Source organism: Mycobacterium sp. pUA109 (genome assembly GCF_041287095.1).
Classification (GTDB): domain Bacteria; phylum Actinomycetota; class Actinomycetes; order Mycobacteriales; family Mycobacteriaceae; genus Mycobacterium.
Window position 1 is genome coordinate 61,900 of record NZ_JBGGKS010000026.1, and the last position, 22,126, is coordinate 84,025.

At 67.9% G+C, this 22,126-nt stretch carries 21 protein-coding genes and 2 tRNA genes; 11 read left to right on the forward strand and 12 right to left on the reverse strand.

The window, feature by feature from the left end; translation table 11 throughout:
* Positions 1 to 4: 4 nt before the first annotated feature.
* Positions 5 to 940: an NUDIX domain-containing protein gene (locus ACAG26_RS23965; RefSeq protein ID WP_370485566.1), complete on the forward strand. Its 936-nt coding sequence runs from the start codon at positions 5 to 7 to the stop codon at positions 938 to 940.
* A gap of 71 nt (positions 941 to 1,011) precedes the next feature.
* Here the strand turns inward: ACAG26_RS23965 and ACAG26_RS23970 are convergent, their stop codons facing one another.
* The 3 genes from ACAG26_RS23970 to leuC form a co-directional block, all read right to left on the reverse strand.
* Positions 1,012 to 1,644, reverse strand: a complete 633-nt coding sequence (locus ACAG26_RS23970) for an HU family DNA-binding protein (RefSeq protein ID WP_370485567.1) — start codon at positions 1,642 to 1,644, stop codon at positions 1,012 to 1,014.
* A gap of 200 nt (positions 1,645 to 1,844) precedes the next feature.
* Positions 1,845 to 2,441, reverse strand: coding sequence for a 3-isopropylmalate dehydratase small subunit (gene leuD, locus ACAG26_RS23975; RefSeq protein ID WP_370485568.1), 597 nt, complete (start codon positions 2,439 to 2,441; stop codon positions 1,845 to 1,847).
* Between the two features lie 18 nt (positions 2,442 to 2,459).
* Complete coding sequence (leuC, locus tag ACAG26_RS23980) at positions 2,460 to 3,878, reverse strand: 3-isopropylmalate dehydratase large subunit (RefSeq protein WP_370485569.1); 1,419 nt, start codon at positions 3,876 to 3,878, stop codon at positions 2,460 to 2,462.
* Between the two features lie 46 nt (positions 3,879 to 3,924).
* Between leuC and ACAG26_RS23985 the strand changes: the two genes are divergently transcribed.
* A complete protein-coding gene (locus ACAG26_RS23985; RefSeq protein ID WP_370485570.1) occupies positions 3,925 to 4,626 on the forward strand; it encodes an IclR family transcriptional regulator in 702 nt (233 codons plus the stop codon).
* A 103-nt stretch (positions 4,627 to 4,729) separates the two neighbouring features.
* Positions 4,730 to 5,233, forward strand: a complete 504-nt coding sequence (locus ACAG26_RS23990; RefSeq protein ID WP_370485571.1) for a pyridoxamine 5'-phosphate oxidase family protein — start codon at positions 4,730 to 4,732, stop codon at positions 5,231 to 5,233.
* A gap of 128 nt (positions 5,234 to 5,361) precedes the next feature.
* Here the strand turns inward: ACAG26_RS23990 and ACAG26_RS23995 are convergent.
* The 4 genes from ACAG26_RS23995 to ACAG26_RS24010 all read right to left on the reverse strand — a co-directional run bounded on the left by ACAG26_RS23995 (position 5,362) and on the right by ACAG26_RS24010 (position 7,960).
* Positions 5,362 to 5,434: transfer RNA gene (locus ACAG26_RS23995), tRNA-Glu, on the reverse strand.
* Between the two features lie 72 nt (positions 5,435 to 5,506).
* Positions 5,507 to 5,578 (reverse strand) — tRNA-Gln (locus ACAG26_RS24000).
* A 142-nt stretch (positions 5,579 to 5,720) separates the two neighbouring features.
* Positions 5,721 to 7,184, reverse strand: a complete 1,464-nt coding sequence (gltX, locus tag ACAG26_RS24005) for a glutamate--tRNA ligase (RefSeq protein ID WP_370485572.1) — start codon at positions 7,182 to 7,184, stop codon at positions 5,721 to 5,723.
* Entirely contained in the window at positions 7,181 to 7,960 is a 780-nt protein-coding gene (locus tag ACAG26_RS24010; RefSeq protein WP_370485573.1) for a fumarylacetoacetate hydrolase family protein, read from the reverse strand. Before ACAG26_RS24010 ends, gltX begins: the two co-directional genes overlap by 4 nt.
* 140 nt (positions 7,961 to 8,100) lie before the next feature.
* Between ACAG26_RS24010 and ACAG26_RS24015 the strand changes: the two genes are divergently transcribed.
* From ACAG26_RS24015 to thpD, 5 genes are all read left to right on the forward strand, one after another.
* Positions 8,101 to 9,297, forward strand: a complete 1,197-nt coding sequence (locus tag ACAG26_RS24015) for an MFS transporter (RefSeq protein WP_370485595.1) — start codon at positions 8,101 to 8,103, stop codon at positions 9,295 to 9,297.
* Positions 9,298 to 9,352: 55 nt separating this feature from the next.
* Positions 9,353 to 9,850 (forward strand): diaminobutyrate acetyltransferase, encoded by a 498-nt coding sequence (ectA, locus tag ACAG26_RS24020; protein WP_370485574.1) that lies wholly within the window; start codon positions 9,353 to 9,355, stop codon positions 9,848 to 9,850.
* 318 nt (positions 9,851 to 10,168) lie between these two features.
* The gene (gene ectB, locus ACAG26_RS24025) at positions 10,169 to 11,443 is read left to right on the forward strand and encodes a diaminobutyrate--2-oxoglutarate transaminase (protein ID WP_370485575.1); all 1,275 of its coding nucleotides are present in this window, start codon (positions 10,169 to 10,171) and stop codon (positions 11,441 to 11,443) included.
* On the forward strand, positions 11,443 to 11,853 hold the full coding sequence (locus ACAG26_RS24030; protein WP_370485576.1) for an ectoine synthase: 411 nt from the start codon (positions 11,443 to 11,445) through the stop codon (positions 11,851 to 11,853). The genes ectB and ACAG26_RS24030 overlap by 1 nt, the downstream gene beginning before the upstream one ends.
* Positions 11,850 to 12,749, forward strand: coding sequence for an ectoine hydroxylase (thpD, locus tag ACAG26_RS24035; RefSeq protein ID WP_370485577.1), 900 nt, complete (start codon positions 11,850 to 11,852; stop codon positions 12,747 to 12,749). The genes ACAG26_RS24030 and thpD overlap by 4 nt, the downstream gene beginning before the upstream one ends.
* A gap of 85 nt (positions 12,750 to 12,834) precedes the next feature.
* On the opposite strand, the gene ACAG26_RS24040 is transcribed toward thpD, so the two are convergent.
* Positions 12,835 to 13,845, reverse strand: coding sequence for a 3-isopropylmalate dehydrogenase (locus ACAG26_RS24040; protein WP_370485578.1), 1,011 nt, complete (start codon positions 13,843 to 13,845; stop codon positions 12,835 to 12,837).
* 49 nt (positions 13,846 to 13,894) lie between these two features.
* Positions 13,895 to 15,481, reverse strand: coding sequence for a phosphoglycerate dehydrogenase (serA, locus tag ACAG26_RS24045; protein WP_370485579.1), 1,587 nt, complete (start codon positions 15,479 to 15,481; stop codon positions 13,895 to 13,897).
* Between the two features lie 224 nt (positions 15,482 to 15,705).
* On the opposite strand from serA, the gene ACAG26_RS24050 reads away from it, so the two are divergent.
* From ACAG26_RS24050 to ACAG26_RS24060, 3 genes are all read left to right on the forward strand, one after another.
* Complete coding sequence (locus ACAG26_RS24050) at positions 15,706 to 16,173, forward strand: DUF4262 domain-containing protein (protein ID WP_370485580.1); 468 nt, start codon at positions 15,706 to 15,708, stop codon at positions 16,171 to 16,173.
* 368 nt (positions 16,174 to 16,541) lie between these two features.
* Positions 16,542 to 16,841, forward strand: a complete 300-nt coding sequence (locus ACAG26_RS24055) for a hypothetical protein (protein ID WP_370485582.1) — start codon at positions 16,542 to 16,544, stop codon at positions 16,839 to 16,841.
* A gap of 44 nt (positions 16,842 to 16,885) precedes the next feature.
* Positions 16,886 to 18,337: a phytoene desaturase family protein gene (locus ACAG26_RS24060; RefSeq protein ID WP_370485583.1), complete on the forward strand. Its 1,452-nt coding sequence runs from the start codon at positions 16,886 to 16,888 to the stop codon at positions 18,335 to 18,337.
* 68 nt (positions 18,338 to 18,405) lie between these two features.
* Here the strand turns inward: ACAG26_RS24060 and ilvC are convergent, their stop codons facing one another.
* The 3 genes from ilvC to ACAG26_RS24075 are packed head-to-tail and all read right to left on the reverse strand — an operon-like array spanning position 18,406 to position 21,790.
* Positions 18,406 to 19,407 carry a ketol-acid reductoisomerase gene (ilvC, locus tag ACAG26_RS24065; RefSeq protein ID WP_370485596.1) on the reverse strand — a complete coding sequence of 334 codons (1,002 nt, stop codon included), beginning with the start codon at positions 19,405 to 19,407 and terminating at the stop codon, positions 18,406 to 18,408.
* Between the two features lie 32 nt (positions 19,408 to 19,439).
* Complete coding sequence (gene ilvN / locus ACAG26_RS24070; protein ID WP_370485585.1) at positions 19,440 to 19,946, reverse strand: acetolactate synthase small subunit; 507 nt, start codon at positions 19,944 to 19,946, stop codon at positions 19,440 to 19,442.
* Positions 19,946 to 21,790 carry an acetolactate synthase large subunit gene (locus ACAG26_RS24075; RefSeq protein WP_370485586.1) on the reverse strand — a complete coding sequence of 615 codons (1,845 nt, stop codon included), beginning with the start codon at positions 21,788 to 21,790 and terminating at the stop codon, positions 19,946 to 19,948. The genes ilvN and ACAG26_RS24075 overlap by 1 nt, the downstream gene beginning before the upstream one ends.
* Between the last annotated feature and the right edge of the window lie 336 nt (positions 21,791 to 22,126).

Consider the following 22,126-nt stretch of genomic DNA (forward strand, 5'->3'; position numbering starts at 1 on the left):
GCTGGTGCCCAAGAAGCCCTCGTCGGGTGTGAATCCCCCGGCGGATAACGCCATATACGCCGCCGGTGCGGTGCTGTGGCGGCCGGCGCGCAAGGGCTCCGTCGAAGTGGCGGTGATTCACCGCCCCCGCTACGACGACTGGTCGCTACCTAAGGGCAAGGTCGATCCCGGCGAGACCGAACCGGTGACGGCGGTGCGGGAAGTGCTCGAGGAGACCGGTTACCGGTCCCAACTCGGTCGGCGGCTCGGTGCGGTGAGCTACCCACTGGACCGCGGCGTCAAAAAGGTACGGTACTGGACGGCCGGCATCCTCGACGGCGAATTCAGCCCGGGCTGTGAGGTGGACGAGCTGGTTTGGCTGCCGGTATCCGACGCGATGAAAAAGGTCGCCTACCCCCATGATCGAAAGATCTTGCGCCGGTTCGCCAAACACCCCGCCGACACCCAGACGGTGCTGATCGTCCGGCACGGCACCGCGGGCCGCAAGGCGCGGTTCTCCGGCGACGACACCAAACGCCCGCTGGACAAAAAGGGCCGGGCCCAAGCCGAGGCATTGGTCTCCCAGCTACTCGCCTTCGGTGCCACCGATGTGTATGCCGCCGACCGGGTGCGCTGTCACCAGACGGTGGAACCGCTGGCCGAGGAACTCGGGGTGGTCATCTGCAATGAGCCGACCCTGACCGAGGAGGCCTACGCCGACAACCCCAAACACGCCCGGCACCGGGTGCAGCAGATCGCCCACCTGGGGCGCACCCCGGTGATCTGCACCCAGGGCAAGGTGATCCCGGACCTGATCGCCTGGTGGTGTGAGCGCGACGGTGTGCGCCCCGACAAGTCCCGTAATCGCAAGGGCAGCACGTGGGTGCTGTCGCTATCGGCGGGCCGGCTGGTGGCGGCCGACCACATCGGCAGCGCGCTGAGCACCACGACCGGCAGCTGACACGCCGATACCCCCGGGGACCTGCCGCCCGAGGGTATCGGTGTCTGTGACGGTGTCGCCGTCGTCCTTGCCTACTTGCGGCCCCGCCTGGCGGTGGCCTTCTTGGCCGGAGCCTTCTTCACCGCAGCCTTTTTGGCCGGAGCCTTGGTGGCCTTGCGGGCCGGGGCCTTGGTGACGGCCTTCTTGGTGGCCTTCTTGGCCGGCGACTTCACGGCCTTGGTGGCCGCCTTGCGGGCCGGGGCCTTCTTCACTGCGGCCTTTTTAGCCGGGGCCTTCTTCGCCGCAGCCTTCTTGGCCGGGGCTTTCGCGGCGGTCTTCTTCGCCGCAGCCTTGGTGGCCTTCTTGGCCGGCGATTTCTTGGCGGCCTTTTTAGCCCCGCCGGCGACGACGCCGCGCTTGACTGCGGGACCTTCCGCCGGGAGACGCTGCGCGCCAGAGACAACCGCTTTGAACTGCGCACCCGGACGGAACGCTGGGACAGATGTCGGCTTCACCTTCACCGTCTCACCGGTGCGGGGGTTACGCGCAACACGCGCCGCGCGGCGGCGCTGCTCGAACACACCGAAGCCGGTAATAGTGACGCTTTCGCCCTTGTGCACGGCGCGCACAATGGTGTCGACGACGTTCTCGACGGCGGCTGTCGCCGACCGGCGGTCTGAGCCCAACTTCTCTGTGAGTACGTCGATGAGCTCTGCTTTGTTCATGCATTCCCTCCGAAACCAGTGGCCCTCTTTGGACCGACTAGTGCACACGGTAAACCCTAGGGTGCCTGATTTCCAAGAGCCACGCGCAATTTCAGGAGGGATTATTAGCCTTTTCGGCAATCCGATTGCCGCCCTTGGCCGGTGGCCGGGCTAACGAGAACACCCCCGCGGGGGGCGGTAATTCGGCCCCGACAGCCCCGTCAGGGGGCCGGTAAAGTCCGCGGTTTCCAGTTCGGCCGGCCGGCCTCAAACGACTCGATCTGATCGAGTTTCCGCAGCGTAAGGCCTATATCGTCGAGTCCTTCGGTGAGCCGCCAAGCGGTGTAGTCGTCAATCTTGAATGGCAGCACCACCGTTCCGGCGGTGATATTTCGATCTTGAAGATTGACAGTGATTTCCAGTCCCGGGCTACCCTCGATCAGCTTCCAAAGAAGTTCCACCCCATCCTGGGCGACTTCGGCCGCCAGCAGGCCCGCCTTGCCCGCGTTTCCGCGGAAGATGTCGGCGAACCGGGATGAGATCACCACCCGGAAGCCGTAGTCCATCAGCGCCCAGACGGCGTGCTCGCGGGAGGATCCGGTCCCGAAATCGGGGCCGGCGACCAATACCGAACCCCGGTCAAACGGGCTGAGATTGAGGACGAAGGACGGGTCGGTCCGCCATGCGGCGAACAATCCGTCCTCGAATCCCGTTCGTGTGACCCGCTTCAAATAGGACGCCGGAATGATCTGATCGGTGTCGACATTGGACCGGCGCAGCGGAACGCCGATGCCGGTGTGGGTGTGAAAAGCTTCCATTTTCTGTCTCCTGTTATGTCAGTTCAAGTCGGCCGGGGCGGACAGGGTGCCGCGTACCGCGGTGGCCGCCGCGACGGCCGGAGACACCAGGTGGGTGCGGCCACCTTTGCCTTGGCGTCCTTCAAAATTGCGGTTGGACGTCGAGGCGCACCGCTCCCCCGGCGACAGCTGATCGGGATTCATGCCCAGGCACATCGAGCAGCCCGCTTGGCGCCATTCGGCGCCCGCGGCGGTGAAAACCTCGCCCAGGCCCTCGGCTTCGGCCTGGGCACGGACCCGCATCGAGCCCGGCACGATCAGCATCCGCACCCGGTCGGCGACCTTGCGACCACGCAGCACGTCGGCCACCACCCGCAGGTCCTCGATCCGGCCGTTGGTGCAGGACCCGACGAACACCGCGTCCACCGCAATATCGCGCATCGGGGTGCCGGGCGCAAGGTCCATATACGCCAACGCCTTCTCGGCGGCCTGGCGCTGCGCCTCGTCGGTCATCAGCTCCGGGTCGGGCACGGCCGCGGCCAGCGGCACGCCCTGGCCGGGGTTGGTGCCCCAGGTGACGAAAGGACTCAATTCGGCCGCGTCGAGATAGACCTCGGTATCGAATTCGGCCCCGTCATCGGTGCGTAGCCGATCCCAATAGGCGACCGCCTCATCCCACTGCGCCCCGGCCGGGGCGTGCGGACGGCCGTTGAGGAAGGCATAGGTGGTCGCATCCGGGGCCACCATGCCGGCGCGGGCCCCGGCCTCGATGCTCATATTGCAGATCGTCATCCGCGCTTCCATCGACAACGATTCGATGGCACTGCCCCGGTATTCGATGACATAGCCCTGACCGCCGCCGGTGCCGATCTTGGCGATCACCGCCAAGATGATGTCCTTGGCCGTAACACCCGGTGGCAGCTGCCCGTCGACATTGACCGCCATGGTTTTAAACGGCCGCAGCGACAGCGTCTGGGTGGCCAGCACATGCTCGACCTCCGAGGTGCCGATACCCATTGCGATCGCGCCGAAGGCGCCGTGGGTGGAGGTGTGGCTGTCGCCACAGACGATCGTCATTCCGGGCTGGGTCAAACCCAGTTGCGGGCCGATGATGTGCACGATGCCCTGATCGATGTCGCCCATCGGGTGCAGCCGGATACCGAATTCGGCGCAGTTGCGCCGCAGCGTCTCGACTTGGGTGCGCGACACCGGGTCGGCGATCGGCTTGTCGATGTCGATGGTCGGCACGTTGTGGTCTTCGGTGGCGATCGTGAGATCGGGCCGATGCACCGGTCGGTTGGCCAGCCGCAATCCGTCGAAGGCCTGCGGACTGGTCACCTCGTGCACCAGATGCAGGTCGATGTAGATGAGGTCGGGTTCGGCGCCGCCCCCGGACGCCACCACGTGATCGTCCCAAACCTTCTCCGCCAGGGTTCGTGGCTTCTGGTTCATGCCCATCTCACAATCTTTGTCGTCTCATAATCTGAGACGCTAGTATCTGTATATGGAACAGCATAGCGGCATTGGCGTCCTCGACAAAGCGGTGGGCGTGCTGTACGCGATCGCCGAATCGCCGTGCGGGCTAGCCGAACTGTGTGAGCGCACCGGCCTCCCCCGGGCCACCGCCCACCGGCTGGCGGCCGGCCTCGAGGTGCATCGACTGTTGGCCCGCGACGGCGACGGGCGCTGGCAGGTGGGGCCCGCAATCACCGAACTGGCGGTGCACGCCAACGACCCGCTGCTGGCCGCCGGGGCGGTGGTGTTGCCCCGGCTGCGCGAGATCACCGGCGAAAGCGTGCAACTGTATCGCCGCGAGGGCACCGCGCGGATCTGCATCGCCGCCCTGGAACCACCTGCGGGGCTGCGCGATACCGTGCCGGTCGGGGCGCGGCTGCCGATGACGGCCGGCTCCGGAGCCAAGGTGCTGCTGGCCTACAGCGACGCCGCCACCCAGCAGGCCGTGCTGTCGACCGCGAAGTTCACCGGCCGGGCGCTGGCCGAGGTGCGACGGCGCGGGTGGGCGCAAAGCGCGGCCGAGCGCGAGCCCGGTGTGGCCAGCGTCTCAGCGCCGGTGCGCGACGCCCGCGGCGACGTGATCGCCGCGGTGTCGGTGTCCGGGCCGATCGACCGGATGGGGCGACGCCCCGGGGCACGCTGGGCCGCGGACCTGCTCGCCGCGGCCGACGCGCTCACCGAGCGGCTGTGACGGATTTTTTGCGAGCAGACGCAAAAGCACCCTTCCGGGGCCCGTATTGGGTGCTTTTGCGTCTGCTCGCCGGGGTTGAGACGCCGCCTGACAGACTGACCGCATGGGAACCAATCAGCGCGCACAGATCGTCATGTCGGATGCCGAAATCACCGAGTTCGTCGCCACGAGCCGCACCGGGACGCTGGCCACCATCGGCCGCGACGGGCAGCCACACCTGACCGCGATGTGGTACGGCGTGGTCGACGGTGAGATCTGGTTGGAGACCAAGGCCAAGTCGCAGAAGGCGGTCAACCTCCGCCGCGATCCACGGGTGAGCTTCCTGATCGAGGGCGGCCACACCTACGACACCCTGCGCGGCGTGTCGTTCGAAGGGGTCGCCGAGATCGTCGACGACCCCGACACCATCTTCGCCGTGGGCGTCAGCGTCTGGGAGCGCTACACCGGCCCCTACAGCGACGAGATGAAACCGGCCGTCGACGCGATGATGAACAAGCGGGTCGCGGTGCGCATCGTCGCGCGGCGCACCCGGTCCTGGGATCACAGCAAGCTCGGACTGCCCGCGATGCCGGTGGGCGGCTCGACGGCGCCGGCCGTCACCGGCTAGCCCCCACCCCCGCGAGCAGTCCCCCGCAAGCGGGAGGTGCCCCCAGTAAAAGCCCCCCGTTTCGACACGAAACGGGGGGCTTTTACGTCTGCTCGCCACGGCTCGCCACACGTGGCGAGCCGGATGAGTAGCCCCGATGGGATTCGAACCCACGCTACCGCCGTGAGAGGGCGGCGTCCTAGGCCGCTAGACGACGGGGCCAGAACTGATCCGAGCAGTCAGCATAGCTCAACTGCCGATGCCCACCTAATCGCTTGGGGTGGACAGTTTTTGCTGGGGTACCAGGACTCGAACCTAGAATGGCTGAACCAGAATCAGCTGTGTTGCCAATTACACCATACCCCATTGGCTGGCTAAAACCGCTGGTCAGAGCGCTTACGAAGTGCTCCGAAGCGCTCCGGGAGGAGCGGGTCGAAACACCGCGTCGCCGCTGCGGCCAGCCGTTGTCGGCCGACGTGCAGACTACCAAAGATTTCCACCGAACCTTTCACGGCTCGATCCGCGCCCGCGCATCGCGCAGCCGCGCCAGGCTGCGGTCCCGGCCGAGCAGCTCCAGCGACTCGAACAACGGCGGGCTGACCAAGGCGCCGGTGGCCGCCACCCGGATCGGACCGAACGCCTTGCGGGGTTTGAGCCCGAGCCCGTCCAGCAGGGCGTCCTTGAGCGCGGCCTCGATCCCCGACGTGGTCCAGTCGGCCAGCTCGCCCAGCGCCGCCAGGGCCGCGTCCAGGACCGCGGCCGCGTCGGGCCCCAGCTCCTTGGCCACCGCGCGCGGCTCCAGCGCGTACTCGTCGTCGTTGAAGAACTTCAGCAGCTCCCAGGCGTCCCCGAGCACCACGATGCGGGTCTGCACCAGCCCGGCGGCCACCGCGAACCCCGCCTCGTCCAATCCGGTGCGGTGCCCCTGGGCCTCCAAGAATGCGTGCAGCCGGTCGGTGAAATCAACCGGATCGAGCAGCCGGATGTGCTCGGCGTTGATCGCGTCGGCCTTCTTCTGGTCGAACCGGGCCGGGTTGGAGTTGACGTTGGCCACGTCGAATGCGGCCACCATCTCCGGCATGCTGAACACGTCGCGGTCGTCGGCGATCGACCAGCCCAGCAACGCCAGGTAATTCAGCAATCCCTCGGGGATGAAACCACGGTCGCGGTGGGCGAACAGGTTCGACTGCGGATCGCGTTTGGACAGTTTCTTGTTTCCCTCGCCCAAAACACTGGGCAGATGGGCGAATTCCGGAATGCGTTCGGCGACGCCGATGCGGATCAGCGCCTGATACAGCGCGATCTGACGCGGGGTGGAGGGCAGCAGGTCCTCACCGCGCAGCACATGGGTGATCTTCATCAGCGCGTCATCGACCGGATTGACCAAGGTGTACAACGGATCCCCGTTGGCCCGGGTCAACGCGAAGTCGGGCACGGTGCCGGCCGGAAATGTGGTCGGGCCGCGCACCAGGTCGGTCCAGGACACGTCCGCATCGGGCATCCGCAACCGGACCACCGGTTTCCGGCCCTCCGCCCGGAACGCCGCGCGCTGCTGCTCGGTCAGCTCGCGGTCGAAGTTGTCGTAGCCCAGTTTCGGGTTGCGGCCCGCTGCCGCATGGCGGGCCTCGACCTCCTGCGGTGTCGAGAAGGCCTCGTAGGCCTCCCCCGCCGCCAGCAGCCGCGCCACCACGTCGCGGTGCAGGTCTTTGCGCTGCGACTGCCGGTAGGGACCGTAGGGTCCGCCCACCTCGGGGCCCTCATCCCAGTTCAGGTGCAGCCAGCGCAGCGCGTCCAGCAGCGCCAGATAGCTTTCCTCGCTGTCGCGTTCGGCGTCGGTGTCCTCGACCCGGAAGACCAGGGTGCCGCCGGTGTGCCGGGCGTAGGCCCAGTTGAACAGCGCGGTGCGGATCAGCCCGACGTGCGGGGTACCGGTGGGCGACGGACAGAACCGGACCCGAACGTTGGTGCTCACGGCTTTCCTTTGCGGACAACGGGATTGGACAGCGTGCCGATGCCTTCGATGGTGATCGAGACGGTGTCGCCGTCCTCGAGGGGGCCGACGCCGTCGGGGGTGCCGGTGAGGATCAGGTCACCGGGCAGCAGCGTCATCACCGCCGAAATCCACTCCACGATGGCACCGATGTCGTGGATCATCAGCGAGGTACGGCTGTCCTGTTTGACCTGGCCGTTGACCTCGGTGCGCACCTGCAGGTCGGCGGGGTCGACGTCGGTGACGATCCACGGCCCCACCGGGCAGAACGTGTCATGCCCCTTGGCCCGGGTCCACTGGCCGTCGGCTTGCTGCTGATCGCGGGCCGATACATCGTTGCCGATGGTGTAGCCCAGGATGTTCTCGGCCGCCCGGGCGGCCGGCACGTCCTTGCACGGCCGGCCGATCACCACCGCCAATTCGCCCTCGTAATGCACCGGCGACGCGTTGGCCGGCAGTTGAATCGGGACCCGCGGCCCGATGATGGCGGTGTTGGGTTTGAGGAAGATCACCGGATCGGCCGGAGCCGCACCACCCATCTCGGCGATGTGGGCGGCGTAGTTTTTGCCGATGCAGATCACCTTGCTGGCCAGGATCGGGGCCAGCAGCCGCACATCGGCTAGCGGCCACGACCGACCGGTGAAGGTGGGTGTGCCAAAGGGGTGTTCGGCGATCTCACGGGCAGTCATGTCGCCGGACTCGCCGTCAATGCTGACGAAAGCGACACCGTCCGGGCTGGCGATTCGGCCAAGGCGCATTCGTCTGAGGGTACTGGGTGTCCGGCAACCCGGATTTCCCGCGTTCTATGAAACGCATGTGAAACGATGGGCGGGTGACTCGAGCGTCTGCGGACTCGGTTAGCACCGCGGCGCGCTGGTCGATCGTGGTCATCGCGCTGATGGCGACGCTGTGTTCCTTCGTGTTCATCAACGGTGTCGCCTTTGTCATCCCGATGCTGGAGTCCAAACGCGACACCAACCTGGCCGTGGCCGGTCTGCTCGCGTCGATGCCCAGCTTCGGGATGGTGCTGACCCTGTTCGCCTGGGGTGCGCTGCTGGACCGCATCGGGGAGCGGATCGTGCTGGCGGCCGGCTCGGCGCTGACCGCGGTGGCCACCTACGCCGCGGCGTCGATGCAGTCGCTGGTCGCGGTGGGCGCCTTCCTGTTCCTGGGCGGGATGGCCGCCGCCAGCGCCAACACCGCCAGCGGCCGGCTGGTGACCGGCTGGTTCCCGCCGCACCAGCGCGGCCTGGTGATGGGTATCCGCCAGACCGCGCAGCCGTTGGGAATCGCGTTGGGCGCCGCGGTGATTCCCGAACTGGCTGAGCACGGGTTGTCGCGGGCGCTGATGTTTCCGGCGACGGTATCCGCGGTGGCGGCGGTGGCGTGCGCCATCGGGGTGTTGGATCCGCCGCGACCGCCCCGGGAGGCGGCCCCCGCCCATGAGCTGGTCAGCCCGTACCAGGGGTCGCGGGTGCTGTGGCGAATCCACCTGTCCTCGGCGCTGCTGATGGTGCCGCAGTGTGTGATCGCGACCTTCATGCTGGTCTGGCTGATCGGCGGCCACCACTGGGCCACCGGATCGGCCGGGGGCCTGGTGACCATCGCGCAACTGCTCGGCGCGCTGGCCCGGGTGCTGGCGGGTCGCTGGTCGGACCGGGTCGGTACCCGGCTGCGGCCGATCCGCACGCTGGCCGGCGCCGGCGCCGCGGCGATGATGGCGACCGGACTGGCCGATCACCTGCATTCGCGGCTGGCCGAGGCGGCGATGGTGGTCGCGGCGGTGATCACCGTGCTCGACAACGGGTTGGCCTCCACCTCGGTGGCCGAACGGGCCGGGCCGTACTGGAGTGGGCGCGCGCTGGGCATCCAGAACACCACCCAGCGGCTGACCGCCGGCGTGGCTCCCCCGCTGTTCGGGGCGCTGATCGGCACCGTGGGCTATCCCCTGGCGTTTGCGCTGTGCGGGCTGTTCCCGTTGGTCGCCCTGCCGGTGGTACCGGTCAGCGCCGAACCGCCCGGACGGCCCGCGCTGCAAGCGTTGCGCACCCTGCGGGTGCCACCGAAACCGCCGCCGGCGGATCCGCCGGGGTAGCCGGCAGCGGCACCGGTCGGCGCACGGTCCCGCGACCACCGCTACCGTCGTCGCAATGACCGATATCGACTTCCGCATCCCGACCGTGGCCGACGGGCCAGCCCTGTGGCAGCTGGCCAAAGACAGCGCCACCTTGGACGTCAACTCGCCGTATGCCTACCTGATCTGGTGCCGGGATTTCGCGGCCAGCTCGGTGATCGCCGAGGTCGACGGCCGTCCAGCCGGGTACATCACCGGCTATCGCCGCCCCGAGCAAACCGCGACGCTGCTGGTGTGGCAGGTGGCGGTCGACGACACCCACCGCGGCGTCGGGCTGGCCAGCCGGATGCTCGACCAGTTGTTCACCCGCGCGCTGCCCGAGGGGGTGACCCATTTGGAGACCTCGATCACACCCGATAACGAAGCCAGCCAGCGGCTGTTCCTGGCCTTCGCGCGCCGATGGGACGCCGCCGTCGAGCGCTCCGAGCTATTCCACGCCGCCCTGTTTCCCGACGCTCACCTGGCCGAGGAGTTGTTTCGGATCGGCCCGCTCCGGGTACCCCCGCGGGGTTGAGCGGGCGTGGCCTGGGGCGGCGTCTGATCTCGCCACTCCGGGCGCGGAGGTTGAGATCGGCTACCGATCCTCGGTAAGGTCGCGTCCGCGCAAACGTGAGCCCTGGCAGACCGAGTTGGGGCCTCCCGAGCGGGGTGGTAGGTCGAGCGACATCGATCGACAACTGCATGCGACAGCGGTTTGAGTAGGCCGCATGCAGCGGGATCGGAGCTGGCGTGCATTGCAGCCGCCGCCGTTGAACGCCCAGCCCCGGGGCCGCATCGTCCAGCTTTGTTCGACCTGCCGTTTCGTTCCGTTGTGCACACGGACGGAGGAAGCATGACCATTTTCGAAACCCTCGAATCCGAGGTACGCAGTTATTGCCGATCGTGGCCGGTGGTGTTCGACCGGGCCGCCGGCGCCCACATCTGGGACACCGACGGTCGGCAGTACCTGGATTTCTTCGCCGGTGCCGGCGCGCTGAACTACGGCCACAACCACCCCGACCTCAAGGCGCCGCTGCTCGAGTACCTGACCGCCGACCGGGTGGTGCACAGCCTGGACATGAACACCGTCGCCAAGGCCGAGTTTCTGGAGCGGTTCGACGAGGTGATCCTCAAACCCCGCGGGCTTGACTACAAGGTCCAGTTTCCCGGCCCCACCGGCACCAACTCGGTGGAATCCGCGCTGAAGCTGGCCCGCAAGATCACCGGCCGGGAAAGCGTGATCAGCTTCACCAACGCCTTCCACGGCATGACGCTGGGCTCGCTGTCGGTCACCGGCAACTCGATGAAACGCGGCGGCGCCGGCATCCCGCTGGTGCACGCCACCCCGATGCCCTACGACAACTACCTCGACGGCGCGGTGCCCGACTTCATCTGGTTCGAGCGGCTGCTGGAGGACAGCGGCAGCGGCCTCAACGACCCGGCCGCGGTGATCGTCGAGACCGTGCAGGGTGAGGGCGGCATCAACGTGGCCCGGCTGGAGTGGCTGAAAGGCCTGGCCGAGCTGTGCCGCCGGCACGAGCTGTTGCTGATCGTCGACGATGTGCAGATGGGCTGCGGGCGCACCGGGCCGTTCTTCAGCTTCGAGGCGGCCGGCATCGTGCCCGACATCGTCTGCATGTCCAAGTCGATCAGCGGCTACGGGCTACCGCTGGCCCTCACGCTGTTCAAGTCCGAACACGACGTTTGGGAGCCGGGCGAGCACAACGGCACGTTCCGCGGCCAGAACCCGTCGTTCGTCACCGGCAAGGCGGCACTGAACTTTTGGACCGACAACTTGCTGGAGAAGCAGGTGATGCGCAAAGGCGAGCTGGTCGAACGCGCCCTGCGTGAGGTGGTGGACCCGCTCGACGGCGTCGAGACGCGCGGCCGCGGCCTAATCCGCGGGGTGGCCTTCGACCGTCCCGAGCTGGCCGGCGCGGTGTGCAAGGAAGCGTTCCACCGTGGACTATTGCTAGAGACGTCGGGACCCGAAAGCGAAGTCGTGAAGTTGATGCCGCCCCTGGTGATCGAAGAGGAGGATCTTGCACGGGGCCTGACCATTACCGCCGAATCAATCGAGGCAGTCGCCGGCCGGGAACTGGCCGGGGCCGCCGGAAGGAGCAGCTAGTGATCGTCCGCACCCTCGCCGAGATCAAGGGCACCGACCGCGACGTCCAGGCCGAAACCTGGAACAGCCAGCGGCTGCTGCTGGCCCGTGACGGCCAGCGGTTCTCCATGCACGAGACCATCCTGTACGCCGGCACCGAGACCGCCATGTGGTACGCCAACCACGTCGAGGCCGTCTACTGCGTCGGTGGGGAGGGCGACCTGGTCAACGACGAGACCGGTGAGGTTCATCCGCTGCGCGACGGCACCCTGTACCTGCTCGACGGCCACGAACACCACCGCATCATCGCCCGCGAGGACCTGCGCATGGTGTGCGTCTTCGACCCGCCGGTTACCGGCCGCGAGGTGCACGACGAGACCGGTGCCTACCCGCTGATCGTGGAGGAGGCCGCAGAAGAGGCGGCCTCATGACCGCTACCGTGACCAACCGTCACGACCGCTATCCGACCCGTAGCAACGTCAAGATCGGGATCCAGCCCCGCCACGATCCGGTGGTGTGGGCCCCCGATCGGGTCAGCGGACCGCTGGACTCGCGCGCGGTCGATCGTTTCGAAGCCGACGGGTTTTTGGCCGTCGACACCCTGGTGGACGCCGACGTGGTCGCCGACCTGCGCGCCGAATTGGACAGCCTGCGCACCGACCCGGTGTTGGCGGCCGACGAGCGGTCGGTGCTGGAACCCGACAGCCGCGAGATCCGGTCGGTGTTCGAGGTGCACAAGGTCAGCACGGCGTTCGGCGCCCTGGTCGCCGACCCGCGACTGGTGGGCCCGATCCGCCAGTTGCTGGGTTCGGATGTCTATGTGCACCAGAGCCGGGTCAACTTCAAACCCGGGTTCAACGGTCAGGAGTTCTACTGGCACTCCGACTTTGAGACCTGGCACGCCGAGGACGGGATGCCCTCCCCCCGTGCGATCAGCGTCTCGGTGGCGCTCACCGAGAACCTGGACTGCAACGGGTCGCTGATGATCATGCCCGGCTCGCACAAATGGTTCGTGTCGTGTCCGGGCGAGACCCCGCCGGAGCATTACCGTTCGTCGCTGCGCCGCCAGGAGATCGGCACCCCCGACGACGCCAGCCTGACCTGGCTGGCCAACGAGCGGGGCATTCGCCAGATCACCGGTCCGGCCGGGTCGGCGGTGTTCTTCGACAGCAACTGCATGCACGGGTCCAGCAGCAACATCACCCCCTACCCGCGGTCGAATGTGTTCATCGTCTACAACAGCGTGGAGAACACCTTGGTCGAGCCGTTCGGGGCGAAGGCACCGCGGCCAACCTTCATCGCCAGCCGCACCTTCGACCCGGTGTAGGTCCGTGGGCCCTGGCCTTGATGCCGAGATCGACGTTGGCGTGAGGTCCACTCGAAGTTTCGCACGGTAACGTCGATCTCGGCGTTTACAGCAGCGCGAGGATGCGGTCGCCGGTCGCGCTGGTGGACAGCCGCTGCTCGCCGCGGGTGGCCAGGTGCTCCGCGACGGCCTGGTCGACGCGGGCGGCCGCGGCGCTTTCCCCGACATGGGTCAGCAGCATGGCCACCGACATGATCGCGGCGGTCGGGTCGGCGATGCCCTGCCCGGCGATATCGGGGGCGCTGCCGTGCACCGGCTCAAACATCGACGGGTTGGCCAAGGTGGCGTCGATGTTGCCGCTGGCCGCCAGGCCGATTCCGCCGCACACCGCCGCGGCCAGGTCGGTGAGGATGTCGCCGAACAGGTTGTCGGTGACGATCACGTCGAACCGCCCGGGGTCGGTGACCAGGTAGATGGTCGCGGCGTCGACGTGGCAGTAGGCGATCTCGACGTCGGGATATTCCTCGCCGATCTCTTGCACGGTGCGCCACCACAGGTGCCCGGCGAAGCTGAGCACGTTGGTTTTGTGCGCCAGGGTCAGGTGTTTGCGTCGCCGCTGCGCCCGCTTGAACGCGTCGTCCACCACGCGGCGCACCCCGTAGGCGGTGTTGACGCTGACCTCGGTGGCGATCTCGTGCGGGGTGCCGACCCGGATGCTGCCCCCGGTGCCGGCGTAGGGCCCCTCGGTGCCTTCGCGGACCACCACGAAGTCGATCTCGGGATTACCGGCCAGTGGGCTGGTCACCCCCGGATACAGCCGGGCCGGACGCAGGTTGACGTGATGATCCAACGCGAACCGCGCATTGAGCAGCAGCCCCCGTTCCAGCACCCCGGACGGCACCGATGGGTCGCCGATCGCGCCGAGCAGGATCGCGTCGTGGGCGCGCAGTTCCTCGAGCACCGAATCCGGCAACACCTCGCCGGTGGCGTGATAACGCCGCGCCCCCAGGTCGTAGCTGGTCTTCTCGACACCGGGCAGCACGGCGTCGAGCACCTTGACGGCCTCGGCGATGACCTCCGGGCCGATGCCGTCGCCGGGGATGACCGCTAACTTCACGAGCGCCGCTCCTCCTCATCGCTGCGTTCTGCATCGTCGCCGGCGCGCTTCACGAGAGGTCCACCACCTCAAGCTTGTTGGCGCCCACCGCCGCGCTGATCGCGGCCCGCACGTCCTCGGGCACATCGCGGTCCAGCCGCAGCAGGATCGTCGCGGCCGGGCCCTCGGCGTCCTCGGACAGCTGCGCGGCGTGGATGTTGATGTCGGCGCCGCCAAGCAGGGTGCCGATCTTGCCCAGCGCGCCGGGCTGGTCGGCGTAGTTGATCACCAGGTTGACGCCCTGGGCGCGCAGGTCGAAGTGGCGGCCGTTGATCTCCACGACCTTTTCCACCTGCAACGGCCCGGACAGCGTGCCGGCCACGGTGACCGCCGAGCCGTCCGAGGCAACCGCCTTGACTTCGACGACGCTGCGGTGGTTGGGGCTTTCGGTGGCGGTGCCGATGTCGGCGGCCACCCCGCGCTCGTCGGCGATCGCCGGGGCGTTGACGAAGGTGACCGGGTCCTCGATCACCGCCGAGAACAGGCCGCGCAGCGCGGACAGCCGCAGCACCTGGACATCCTCGGCGGCCAGTTCCCCGCGCACCTGCACCGACAGCGACACCGGCAGCGCGTCGGACAACGCCCCCACCAGCACGCCGAGCTTGCGGACCAGATCCAGCCACGGGGCGACTTCTTCGCTGACCACCCCGGCGCCGACGTTGACCGCGTCGGGCACGAACTCGCCGGCCAGTGCCAGCTTCACGCTCTTGGCCACGTCGGTGCCGGCCCGGTCCTGGGCTTCGGCGGTCGAGGCGCCCAGGTGCGGGGTGACCACCACTTGCGGCAGCTCGAACAGCGGGGAATCGGTGCACGGCTCGGTGGCGAACACGTCCAGCCCGGCGGCCCGGACGTGCCCGCTGGTGATCGCCTCGGCCAGCGCCGCCTCGTCGATCAGCCCGCCGCGGGCGGCGTTGACGATGATCACGCCCGGCTTGGTTTTCGCCAGCGCATCCTTGCCGATCAGCCCCGCGGTCTCGGGGGTCTTGGGCAGGTGCACCGAGATGAAGTCGGCCCGGCCCAGCAGGTCGTCGAGGGACAGCAGCTCGATGCCGAGCTGGGCGGCGCGGGCCGCCGACACGTAGGGGTCGTAGGCGACGATGCGGGCGCCGAACGCCGCGAGCCGCTGGGCGACCAGCTGGCCGATGCGGCCCAGCCCCACCACCCCGACGGTCTTGTCGAAGATCTCGGTGCCGCTAAACGACGACCGCTTCCATTCGTGCTCGCGCAGCGACGCATCGGCCGGGGCGATCTGGCGGGCGGCGGCCAGCAGCAGCGCCAGCGCATGCTCGGCGGCGCTGTGGATGTTCGACGTGGGGGCGTTGACCACCAGCACCCCGCGCGCGGTGGCGGCGTCGACGTCGACATTGTCCAGCCCGACCCCGGCGCGCGCGACGATCTTCAGCTTGGCGGCGGCGGCCAGTACCTCGGCGTCGACGGTGGTGGCGCTGCGCACCAGCAGCGCATCGGCATCCGGAACGGCGGCCAGCAGTTTGGCCCGGTCTGGGCCGTCTACCCAACGGACCTCGACCTGATCGCCAAGCGCGGCGACGGTGGATTCGGCGAGTTTGTCAGCGATCAAAACCACGGGCAGAGTCACCCGGACAGCCTAGTGGGCCGCCATGGGCGCGGCAGGCCGACCCTCACCTGTGTGCGCCGGTACCGGGTTGAAGCTGTCGGTTGCCCGCATCGATCTGCTGGTGGGTCGCCGGGATGAGAACGTCGCCCCCGGGTGAACCCGGACCGTTTGCCGCGACAACCGGTGTCTTGTCGGTGGCTGGGGGGACCCTGTCGGTAAGTACGACGACGGGAGGAGAGGCACCCATGTGCTGGAAATGTGATCACCCGGAGGCCACCGTCGAGGAATGGCTGGACGCCATCCGCGCCACGGTGGATAAGCACGGCTGGGCGGTGCAATACGTGGAGAGCGACCGCACGCCCTTTGCCTACACGGTCGGCCTGCATGAACACGGCCTGCCCGAGCTGTTGGTGACCGGCCTGCCGCCGCAGCCGACGGTGCGGCTGCTCAACACGGTCGCCGCGTACCTGATGGATGGCGGACGGCCGGTCGCCGGCGATTGGATCCACCTGCCTGACGGCTCGATGCTGCTGGTGGTTCAGGTCGAGCATCCCGATGCACACATGAACGTGGCGGTCGCGTTCTACGGCGATGCTGTGCGGGCGCTGCAACTGGTGTGGGCCGATGACCACGGCCACCGGCCGTGGTGCCCCGAATTCCGCAATGGCGGGGTCCGCCAGCCGGTGCTCGGCGTGGAGCCACGGTTGGATTAGCGGTCGGCAGGCCGCCGTCCTGGCAGGGACATGAGTCATGGCGTTGAGGGCCAATGGCGTGCAAGCGCTGCGGTCGGTGCGACGCCGGGAAAGCGAACGACTACGAACGCCCGACGGCGTCTTCGATCATCACAGTGGGCCGGCCACTATCGAGATGAAAACGCTTGACGAAGCATCAGATAACGCCATCTATCAAGGACACGAATAGGCCGACGCCAGTCCAGAATCATCGTGTTGGACGGCCGTCGAAAGCGGCTCACGCATGCGACCGCTGAATCCGGCATCAAACATGCCGTGCGCGAATATGGCGGTGACGTCGATCAAGTTATCGCGATCCTTGCAGACGGATCGGCGCTAGGCTGGAGGCCATGAGCACCGTGCGGACTGTCTACGTCGGTGACCGCGCCACGCACCGCCAGGTGGCCGCGGCGGTCGAGGCGTGGCAAGGCGCTACGGGTGAGGTCATCGAATACGATATCGACGACGACGGCGACCTCTACGCGGGCATGGGATTCGCGATCGATGTGTTCGCCGGAGACTATGACGCCCAGCTCGCCACCGCGTACCGGCTCGCTAACGGCATCCGGCCACTCCTCGCCGGCGTCCCTGTCGCCGTCGATCGTGACCTTCAGGCGCAGAAGATAGCGGCGACGCCCGAGCGGCGGTGAGCGCCACTGCCGAGCAGCAGTCGCCGCAACCCTACGATCAACGGATGGACGTCACCGTCGTCGGTAGTGGACCCAACGGGCTCGCCGCAGCCGTCATCTGCGCCCGAGCCGGCTTGTCCGTACAGGTCATCGAGGCGCAGCCGACGTTCGGCGGCGGCGCCCGTACCGCCGCCGACCCGGAATTTCCCGACGTCACGCACGACGTGTGCTCGGCGGTGCATCCGCTGGGGTTGGCGTCGCCGTTCTTCGCCGAATTCGACCTGAGCGCACGCGGCGTGCAGTTGGCGGTGCCGGAGATCTCCTACGCCAACCCGCTCGAGCATCGCCCCGCCGCGGTCGCCTACCGGAATCTGGAACGCACCTGCGCGGAGTTGGAGCACGGCGCCTCGTGGCGGCGGCTGCTGGGTCCGCTGGTTGATGGCTGCGACGCGGTGGTCGGGTTTCTGCTCGGCGACAAGCGGTCGATTCCGTCCGGGCTGGTGACGGTGGCCCGGTTGGGTCACCGCATGGCCGAACAAGCCAGCCCGGTGTGGAACCTGTCGCTGGCCGGGGACGACGCTCGGGCCCTGTACACCGGTGTTGCCGCACATACGATTTCGCGGATGCCGTCGATCACGTCGGCTGGTGCGGGCATGATGCTGGCCACCCTCGGGCACGCGGTGGGCTGGCCGATCCCGGTGGGCGGCAGCCAGGCGATCACCGACGCGCTGATCGCCGATCTGCGCGCCCACGGCGGCGAGCTGACCGCGGGTGACCCGGTGACGACGCCGCCGGACGGGGTGGCGATCTTCGACACCGCGCCCACCGCGCTGCTGGACATCTACCGCGACGCCCTCCCGGCCCGCTATGCCAAGACCTTGCGCCGCTACCGGTTCGGGGCCGGAGTCGCCAAGGTCGACTTCGTGCTGTCCGGCGAGGTGCCGTGGAGCGATCAGCGGCTGGCGGCCGCACCCACCCTGCACCTGGGTGGCGACCGGCGTCAGATGGCGCACGCCGAAGCCGAGGTGGCCGCCGGGCGGCACGCCGCCGCCCCGATGGTGCTGGCGGCACTGCCGCATCTGGCCGACCCGTCCCGGATCGACGCCGCGGGCCGCCGCCCGATGTGGACGTACGCGCACGTGCCGGCCGGATCGCCGCTCGACCAAACCGAGGCCGTCACCGCCACCATCGAACGGTTCGCCCCGGGTTTTCGCGACGTGGTGCTGGCCGCCCGCGGTGTGCCCGCCGCCCGGCTGGCCGACCACAACGCCAACTATGTCGGCGGCGATATCGCCGCCGGAGGCAACTCCGCATGGCGGGCGATCACCGGTCCCACCCCGCGCGTAAACCCTTGGTCCACACCGGTTCCCAAGGTGTACCTGTGTTCGGCCGCCACCCCGCCCGGAGCCGGCGTGCATGGCATGGCCGGTTACTACGCCGCGCGCACGGTGCTGCGACGCGAGTTCGGGATTCGCGAACTTCCCGACCTGGGACCGCAACCGCGAGATCGACGCTAACGCGAGATCGACGTTAGCGCGGGATCCACTTGATGTTTCCCACGCCAACGTCGATCTCGGCGCAAAAATCAGGCGGTTTCGGTGATCGGGCGGTCCACCCAGCTCATCAGGTCGCGCAGCTTCTTGCCGGTCACCTCGATCGGGTGCTCGGCGTTCTGCTTGCGCAGCGCCTCGAGCTCCTTGTTGCCGCCTTCGACGTTGGCGACCAGCCGCTTGACGAAGCTGCCGTCCTGAATGTCGCGCAGGATGGCCCGCATCCGGTCCTTGGTGTCGGCGTCGATGACCCGCGGACCGGACAGGTAGCCGCCGAACTCCGCGGTGTCGGACACCGAGTAGTTCATCCGCGCGATACCGCCCTCATACATCAGGTCGACGATCAGCTTGAGCTCGTGCAGCACCTCGAAGTAGGCCATCTCCGGGGCGTAGCCCGCCTCGACCATCACCTCGAAGCCGGCCTTGACCAGTTCCTCGGTGCCGCCGCACAACACGGCCTGCTCACCGAACAGGTCGGTTTCGGTCTCCTCCTTGAAGGTGGTCTTGATGACGCCGGCCCGGGCGCCGCCGATCGCCTTGGCGTAGGACAGCGCCAGCGCCTCACCGGATCCGGTCGGGTCCTGGTCGACGGCGATCAGGCACGGCACCCCCTTGCCGTCCACGAACTGGCGCCGCACCAGATGCCCCGGCCCCTTGGGCGCCACCATCGCGACGGTGACGTCGGCGGCCGGCTTGATCAGCCCGAAGTGGATGTTCAGACCGTGACCGAAGAACAACGCGTCACCGGCCTTGAGGTTCGGTTCGATGTCGTTCTTGAAGATCTCGGCTTGGGCGGTGTCGGGCGCCAGCAGCATGATCACGTCGGCCCACTTGGCGACCCCGGCGGGGGTGTCGACCTCCAGGCCTTGCTCTTCGACCTTCGGCCGCGACTTGGAGCCCTCCTTGAGACCCACCTTCACCTGCACCCCGGAGTCGCGCAGGCTCAACGAGTGCGCGTGCCCCTGGCTGCCGTAGCCGATCACCCCGACCTTGCGGCCGGTGATGATCGACAGGTCGGCGTCGTCGTCGTAGAACATCTGAACTGCCACTTGGCTTTTCTCCTTATTAGTTATTTGGCGGTGCCGATGCCGCGGGGACCGCGGGCCAGTGACACCAGACCGGATTGGACGATTTCGCGCACTCCGTAGGGCTCCAACACCCGCAGCAGCGCCTCGAACTTGGCCGGGGTACCGGTGGCCTCGATGATCAGCGACTCCGGGGAGACGTCAATCACCCTGGCCCGGAACAGATTCGCGGCTTCGATGATCTGGCCGCGAGTACTCGCGTCGGCGCGGACCTTGATCAGCGCCAGCTCGCGGGCCACCGAGTTGTCGTCGTCCTGCTCGACGATCTTGATCACGTTGACCAGCTTGTTCAGCTGTTTGGTGATCTGCTCGAGCGGAGTGTCCTCCACCGAGACCACGATCGTCATGCGGGACATATCTTTGACCTCGGTGGCGCCCACGGCCAACGACTCGATGTTGAAGCCGCGCCGCGAGAACAGCGACGCCACCCGAGCGAGCACCCCGGGTTTGTCCTCGACCAGCACCGACAGCGTGTGCGTGGTGGTGCCCATCAGGCGTGCCCTTCGTTGTTGTCGTCGTCGAACAGCGGGCGAATCCCGCGTGCGGCTTGGATTTCGTCGTTGCTGGTGCCGGCGGCCACCATCGGCCACACCTGCGCGTCGGCGCCGACGATGAAGTCGATCACCACCGGCCGGTCGGTGATCGCCCGCGCCTGGTTGATCACGTCCTCGACGTCTTCGGCGCGCTCGCACCGCAATCCGACGCACCCCAACGCCTCGGCGAGCTTGACGAAGTCGGGGATGCGGTGCGAATGGGTGGCCAAATCCGTTTGGCTGTACCGCTCTTGGTAGAACAGGGTCTGCCACTGGCGCACCATGCCCAGGTTGCCGTTGTTGATCAACGCGACCTTGATCGGCACCCCTTCGATGGCGCAGGTGGCCAATTCCTGGTTGGTCATCTGGAAGCAGCCGTCGCCGTCGACCGCCCACACCTCGGCGTCCGGGCGACCCATCTTGGCGCCCATGGCCGCCGGGATGGCGAAGCCCATGGTGCCCAAACCGCCGGAGTTCAGCCAGGTGCGCGGCTTCTCGTATTTGATGAACTGCGCGGCCCACATCTGGTGCTGACCCACCCCGGCCACATACACCGCCTCGGGCCCGGCGATGCGGCCCAGCTCTTCGATCACATACTCCGGGCTCAGGCTGCCGTCGCTTTGCGGCCCGTAGGACAGCGGGTAGGTTTCCTGCACGCCGCGCAGGTAGGTCCACCACTCCTCCAGATCCAGGCTGACCTGGTCGTGGCGCAGCGCGGCGAGCAGATCGGTGATGACGGCTTTGACGTCGCCGACGATCGGCACGTCGGCGTGCCGGTTCTTGCCGATCTCGGCCGGGTCGATGTCGGCGTGGATGACCTTGGCGTCGGGCGCGAACGAGTCCAGCTGGCCGGTGACCCGGTCGTCGAACCGGGCGCCCAGGGTGATCAGCAGATCGGAGCGCTGCAGCCCGGCCACCGCCGCCACCGTGCCGTGCATGCCGGGCATGCCCAGGTGCTGGCGGTGGCTGTCCGGGAACGCGCCGCGGGCCATCAGGGTGGTGACCACCGGGATGCCGGTCAGCTCGGCCAGCTCGTGCAGCTGCTCGCACGCCTCGCCGCGGATGACGCCGCCGCCGACGTAGAGCACCGGCCGTCGCGACGCGGCGATCAGTTTGGCGGCCTCCCGCACCTGTCGGTTGTGCGGTTTGGTGTTGGGTTTGTAGCCGGGCAGATCCAGCTTCGGGGGCCAGGCAAACGTGCACTGGCCCTGCAACACGTCCTTGGGGATGTCGACCAGCACCGCGCCCGGCCGCCCGGAGGCCGCGATGTGGAACGCCTCGGCGATCACTCGCGGAATGTCGTCGCCGCGACTGACCAGGAAGTTGTGCTTGGTGATCGGCATGGTGATGCCGGAAATGTCGGCTTCCTGGAAGGCGTCGGTGCCGATCAGCTGGCGGCCGACCTGGCCGGTGATGGCGACGACCGGGATCGAGTCCATCTGCGCGTCGGCCAGCGGGGTGACCAGGTTGGTGGCGCCGGGCCCGGAGGTGGCCATGCACACCCCGACCTTGCCGGTGGCGTGCGCGTAGCCGCTGGCGGCGTGCCCCGCGCCCTGCTCGTGGCGCACCAGCACGTGGCGCAGCTTCTGCGAGTCGAACAGCGGGTCATAGACCGGCAGCACCGCGCCGCCGGGGATGCCGAAGATCACTTCGACGTCGAGTTCCTCCAAGGACCGGATCACCGACTGGGCGCCGGTCATTTGCTGCGGCGCGACCCGGTGGGAGCCGCTGGTGGCCGGCGCGCCGTTGGCCGGCTGCGAAGGCGTCGACCGCTCCGCTGGTCGCGTGGTGGGTGCGCTCACAATGTCCTCTTTGATTTCTCTGGCTCTTGGCACTGGTGACAACAAAAAACCCCCGTCAGCTCAGCTGCTGCACGAGGGTTGCGCGTTGGTGCTCGGCTAGGTACGTCTAGTCAGCAGCCAACGCGCCGACCAAGTACTACGAGCATTTCGCGGTTGTCCATAGCGTCCGACAGTAACGTCAGCACAGGTCAACCGTCAAATTTGAGGCGTGGTGCGCCTCGCTCGTTGAGATTGCGCACCGGGTCGCGGTAAGCGGGCTTGGGCTCAAGCGGTCGCTGCAACACCTGATTGGTTTAGGGGTGTTGTTCGATGGCGTTTCGGAAGCAGGGCAGCAAA

Excerpts from the sequence above, each read along its gene's own strand:
- thpD (WP_370485577.1), top strand. The coding sequence starts at position 11,850 with ATGACCGCTACCGTGACCAACCGTCACGACCGCTATCCGACCCGTAGC.
- leuC (WP_370485569.1), bottom strand. The coding sequence starts at position 3,878 with ATGGGCATGAACCAGAAGCCACGAACCCTGGCGGAGAAGGTTTGGGAC.
- ilvC (WP_370485596.1), bottom strand. The coding sequence starts at position 19,407 with ATGTTCTACGACGACGACGCCGACCTGTCGATCATCACCGGCCGCAAG.
- ectA (WP_370485574.1), top strand. The coding sequence starts at position 9,353 with ATGACCGATATCGACTTCCGCATCCCGACCGTGGCCGACGGGCCAGCC.
- ACAG26_RS24050 (WP_370485580.1), top strand. The coding sequence starts at position 15,706 with ATGTGCTGGAAATGTGATCACCCGGAGGCCACCGTCGAGGAATGGCTG.
- ACAG26_RS24055 (WP_370485582.1), top strand. The coding sequence starts at position 16,542 with ATGAGCACCGTGCGGACTGTCTACGTCGGTGACCGCGCCACGCACCGC.
- ectB (WP_370485575.1), top strand. The coding sequence starts at position 10,169 with ATGACCATTTTCGAAACCCTCGAATCCGAGGTACGCAGTTATTGCCGA.
- ACAG26_RS24015 (WP_370485595.1), top strand. The coding sequence starts at position 8,101 with ATGGCGACGCTGTGTTCCTTCGTGTTCATCAACGGTGTCGCCTTTGTC.
- ACAG26_RS23985 (WP_370485570.1), top strand. The coding sequence starts at position 3,925 with ATGGAACAGCATAGCGGCATTGGCGTCCTCGACAAAGCGGTGGGCGTG.
- ACAG26_RS24010 (WP_370485573.1), bottom strand. The coding sequence starts at position 7,960 with ATGCGCCTTGGCCGAATCGCCAGCCCGGACGGTGTCGCTTTCGTCAGC.
- leuD (WP_370485568.1), bottom strand. The coding sequence starts at position 2,441 with ATGGAAGCTTTTCACACCCACACCGGCATCGGCGTTCCGCTGCGCCGG.
- ACAG26_RS23990 (WP_370485571.1), top strand. The coding sequence starts at position 4,730 with ATGGGAACCAATCAGCGCGCACAGATCGTCATGTCGGATGCCGAAATC.
- ACAG26_RS24060 (WP_370485583.1), top strand. The coding sequence starts at position 16,886 with ATGGACGTCACCGTCGTCGGTAGTGGACCCAACGGGCTCGCCGCAGCC.
- ilvN (WP_370485585.1), bottom strand. The coding sequence starts at position 19,946 with ATGGGCACCACCACGCACACGCTGTCGGTGCTGGTCGAGGACAAACCC.
- ACAG26_RS23970 (WP_370485567.1), bottom strand. The coding sequence starts at position 1,644 with ATGAACAAAGCAGAGCTCATCGACGTACTCACAGAGAAGTTGGGCTCA.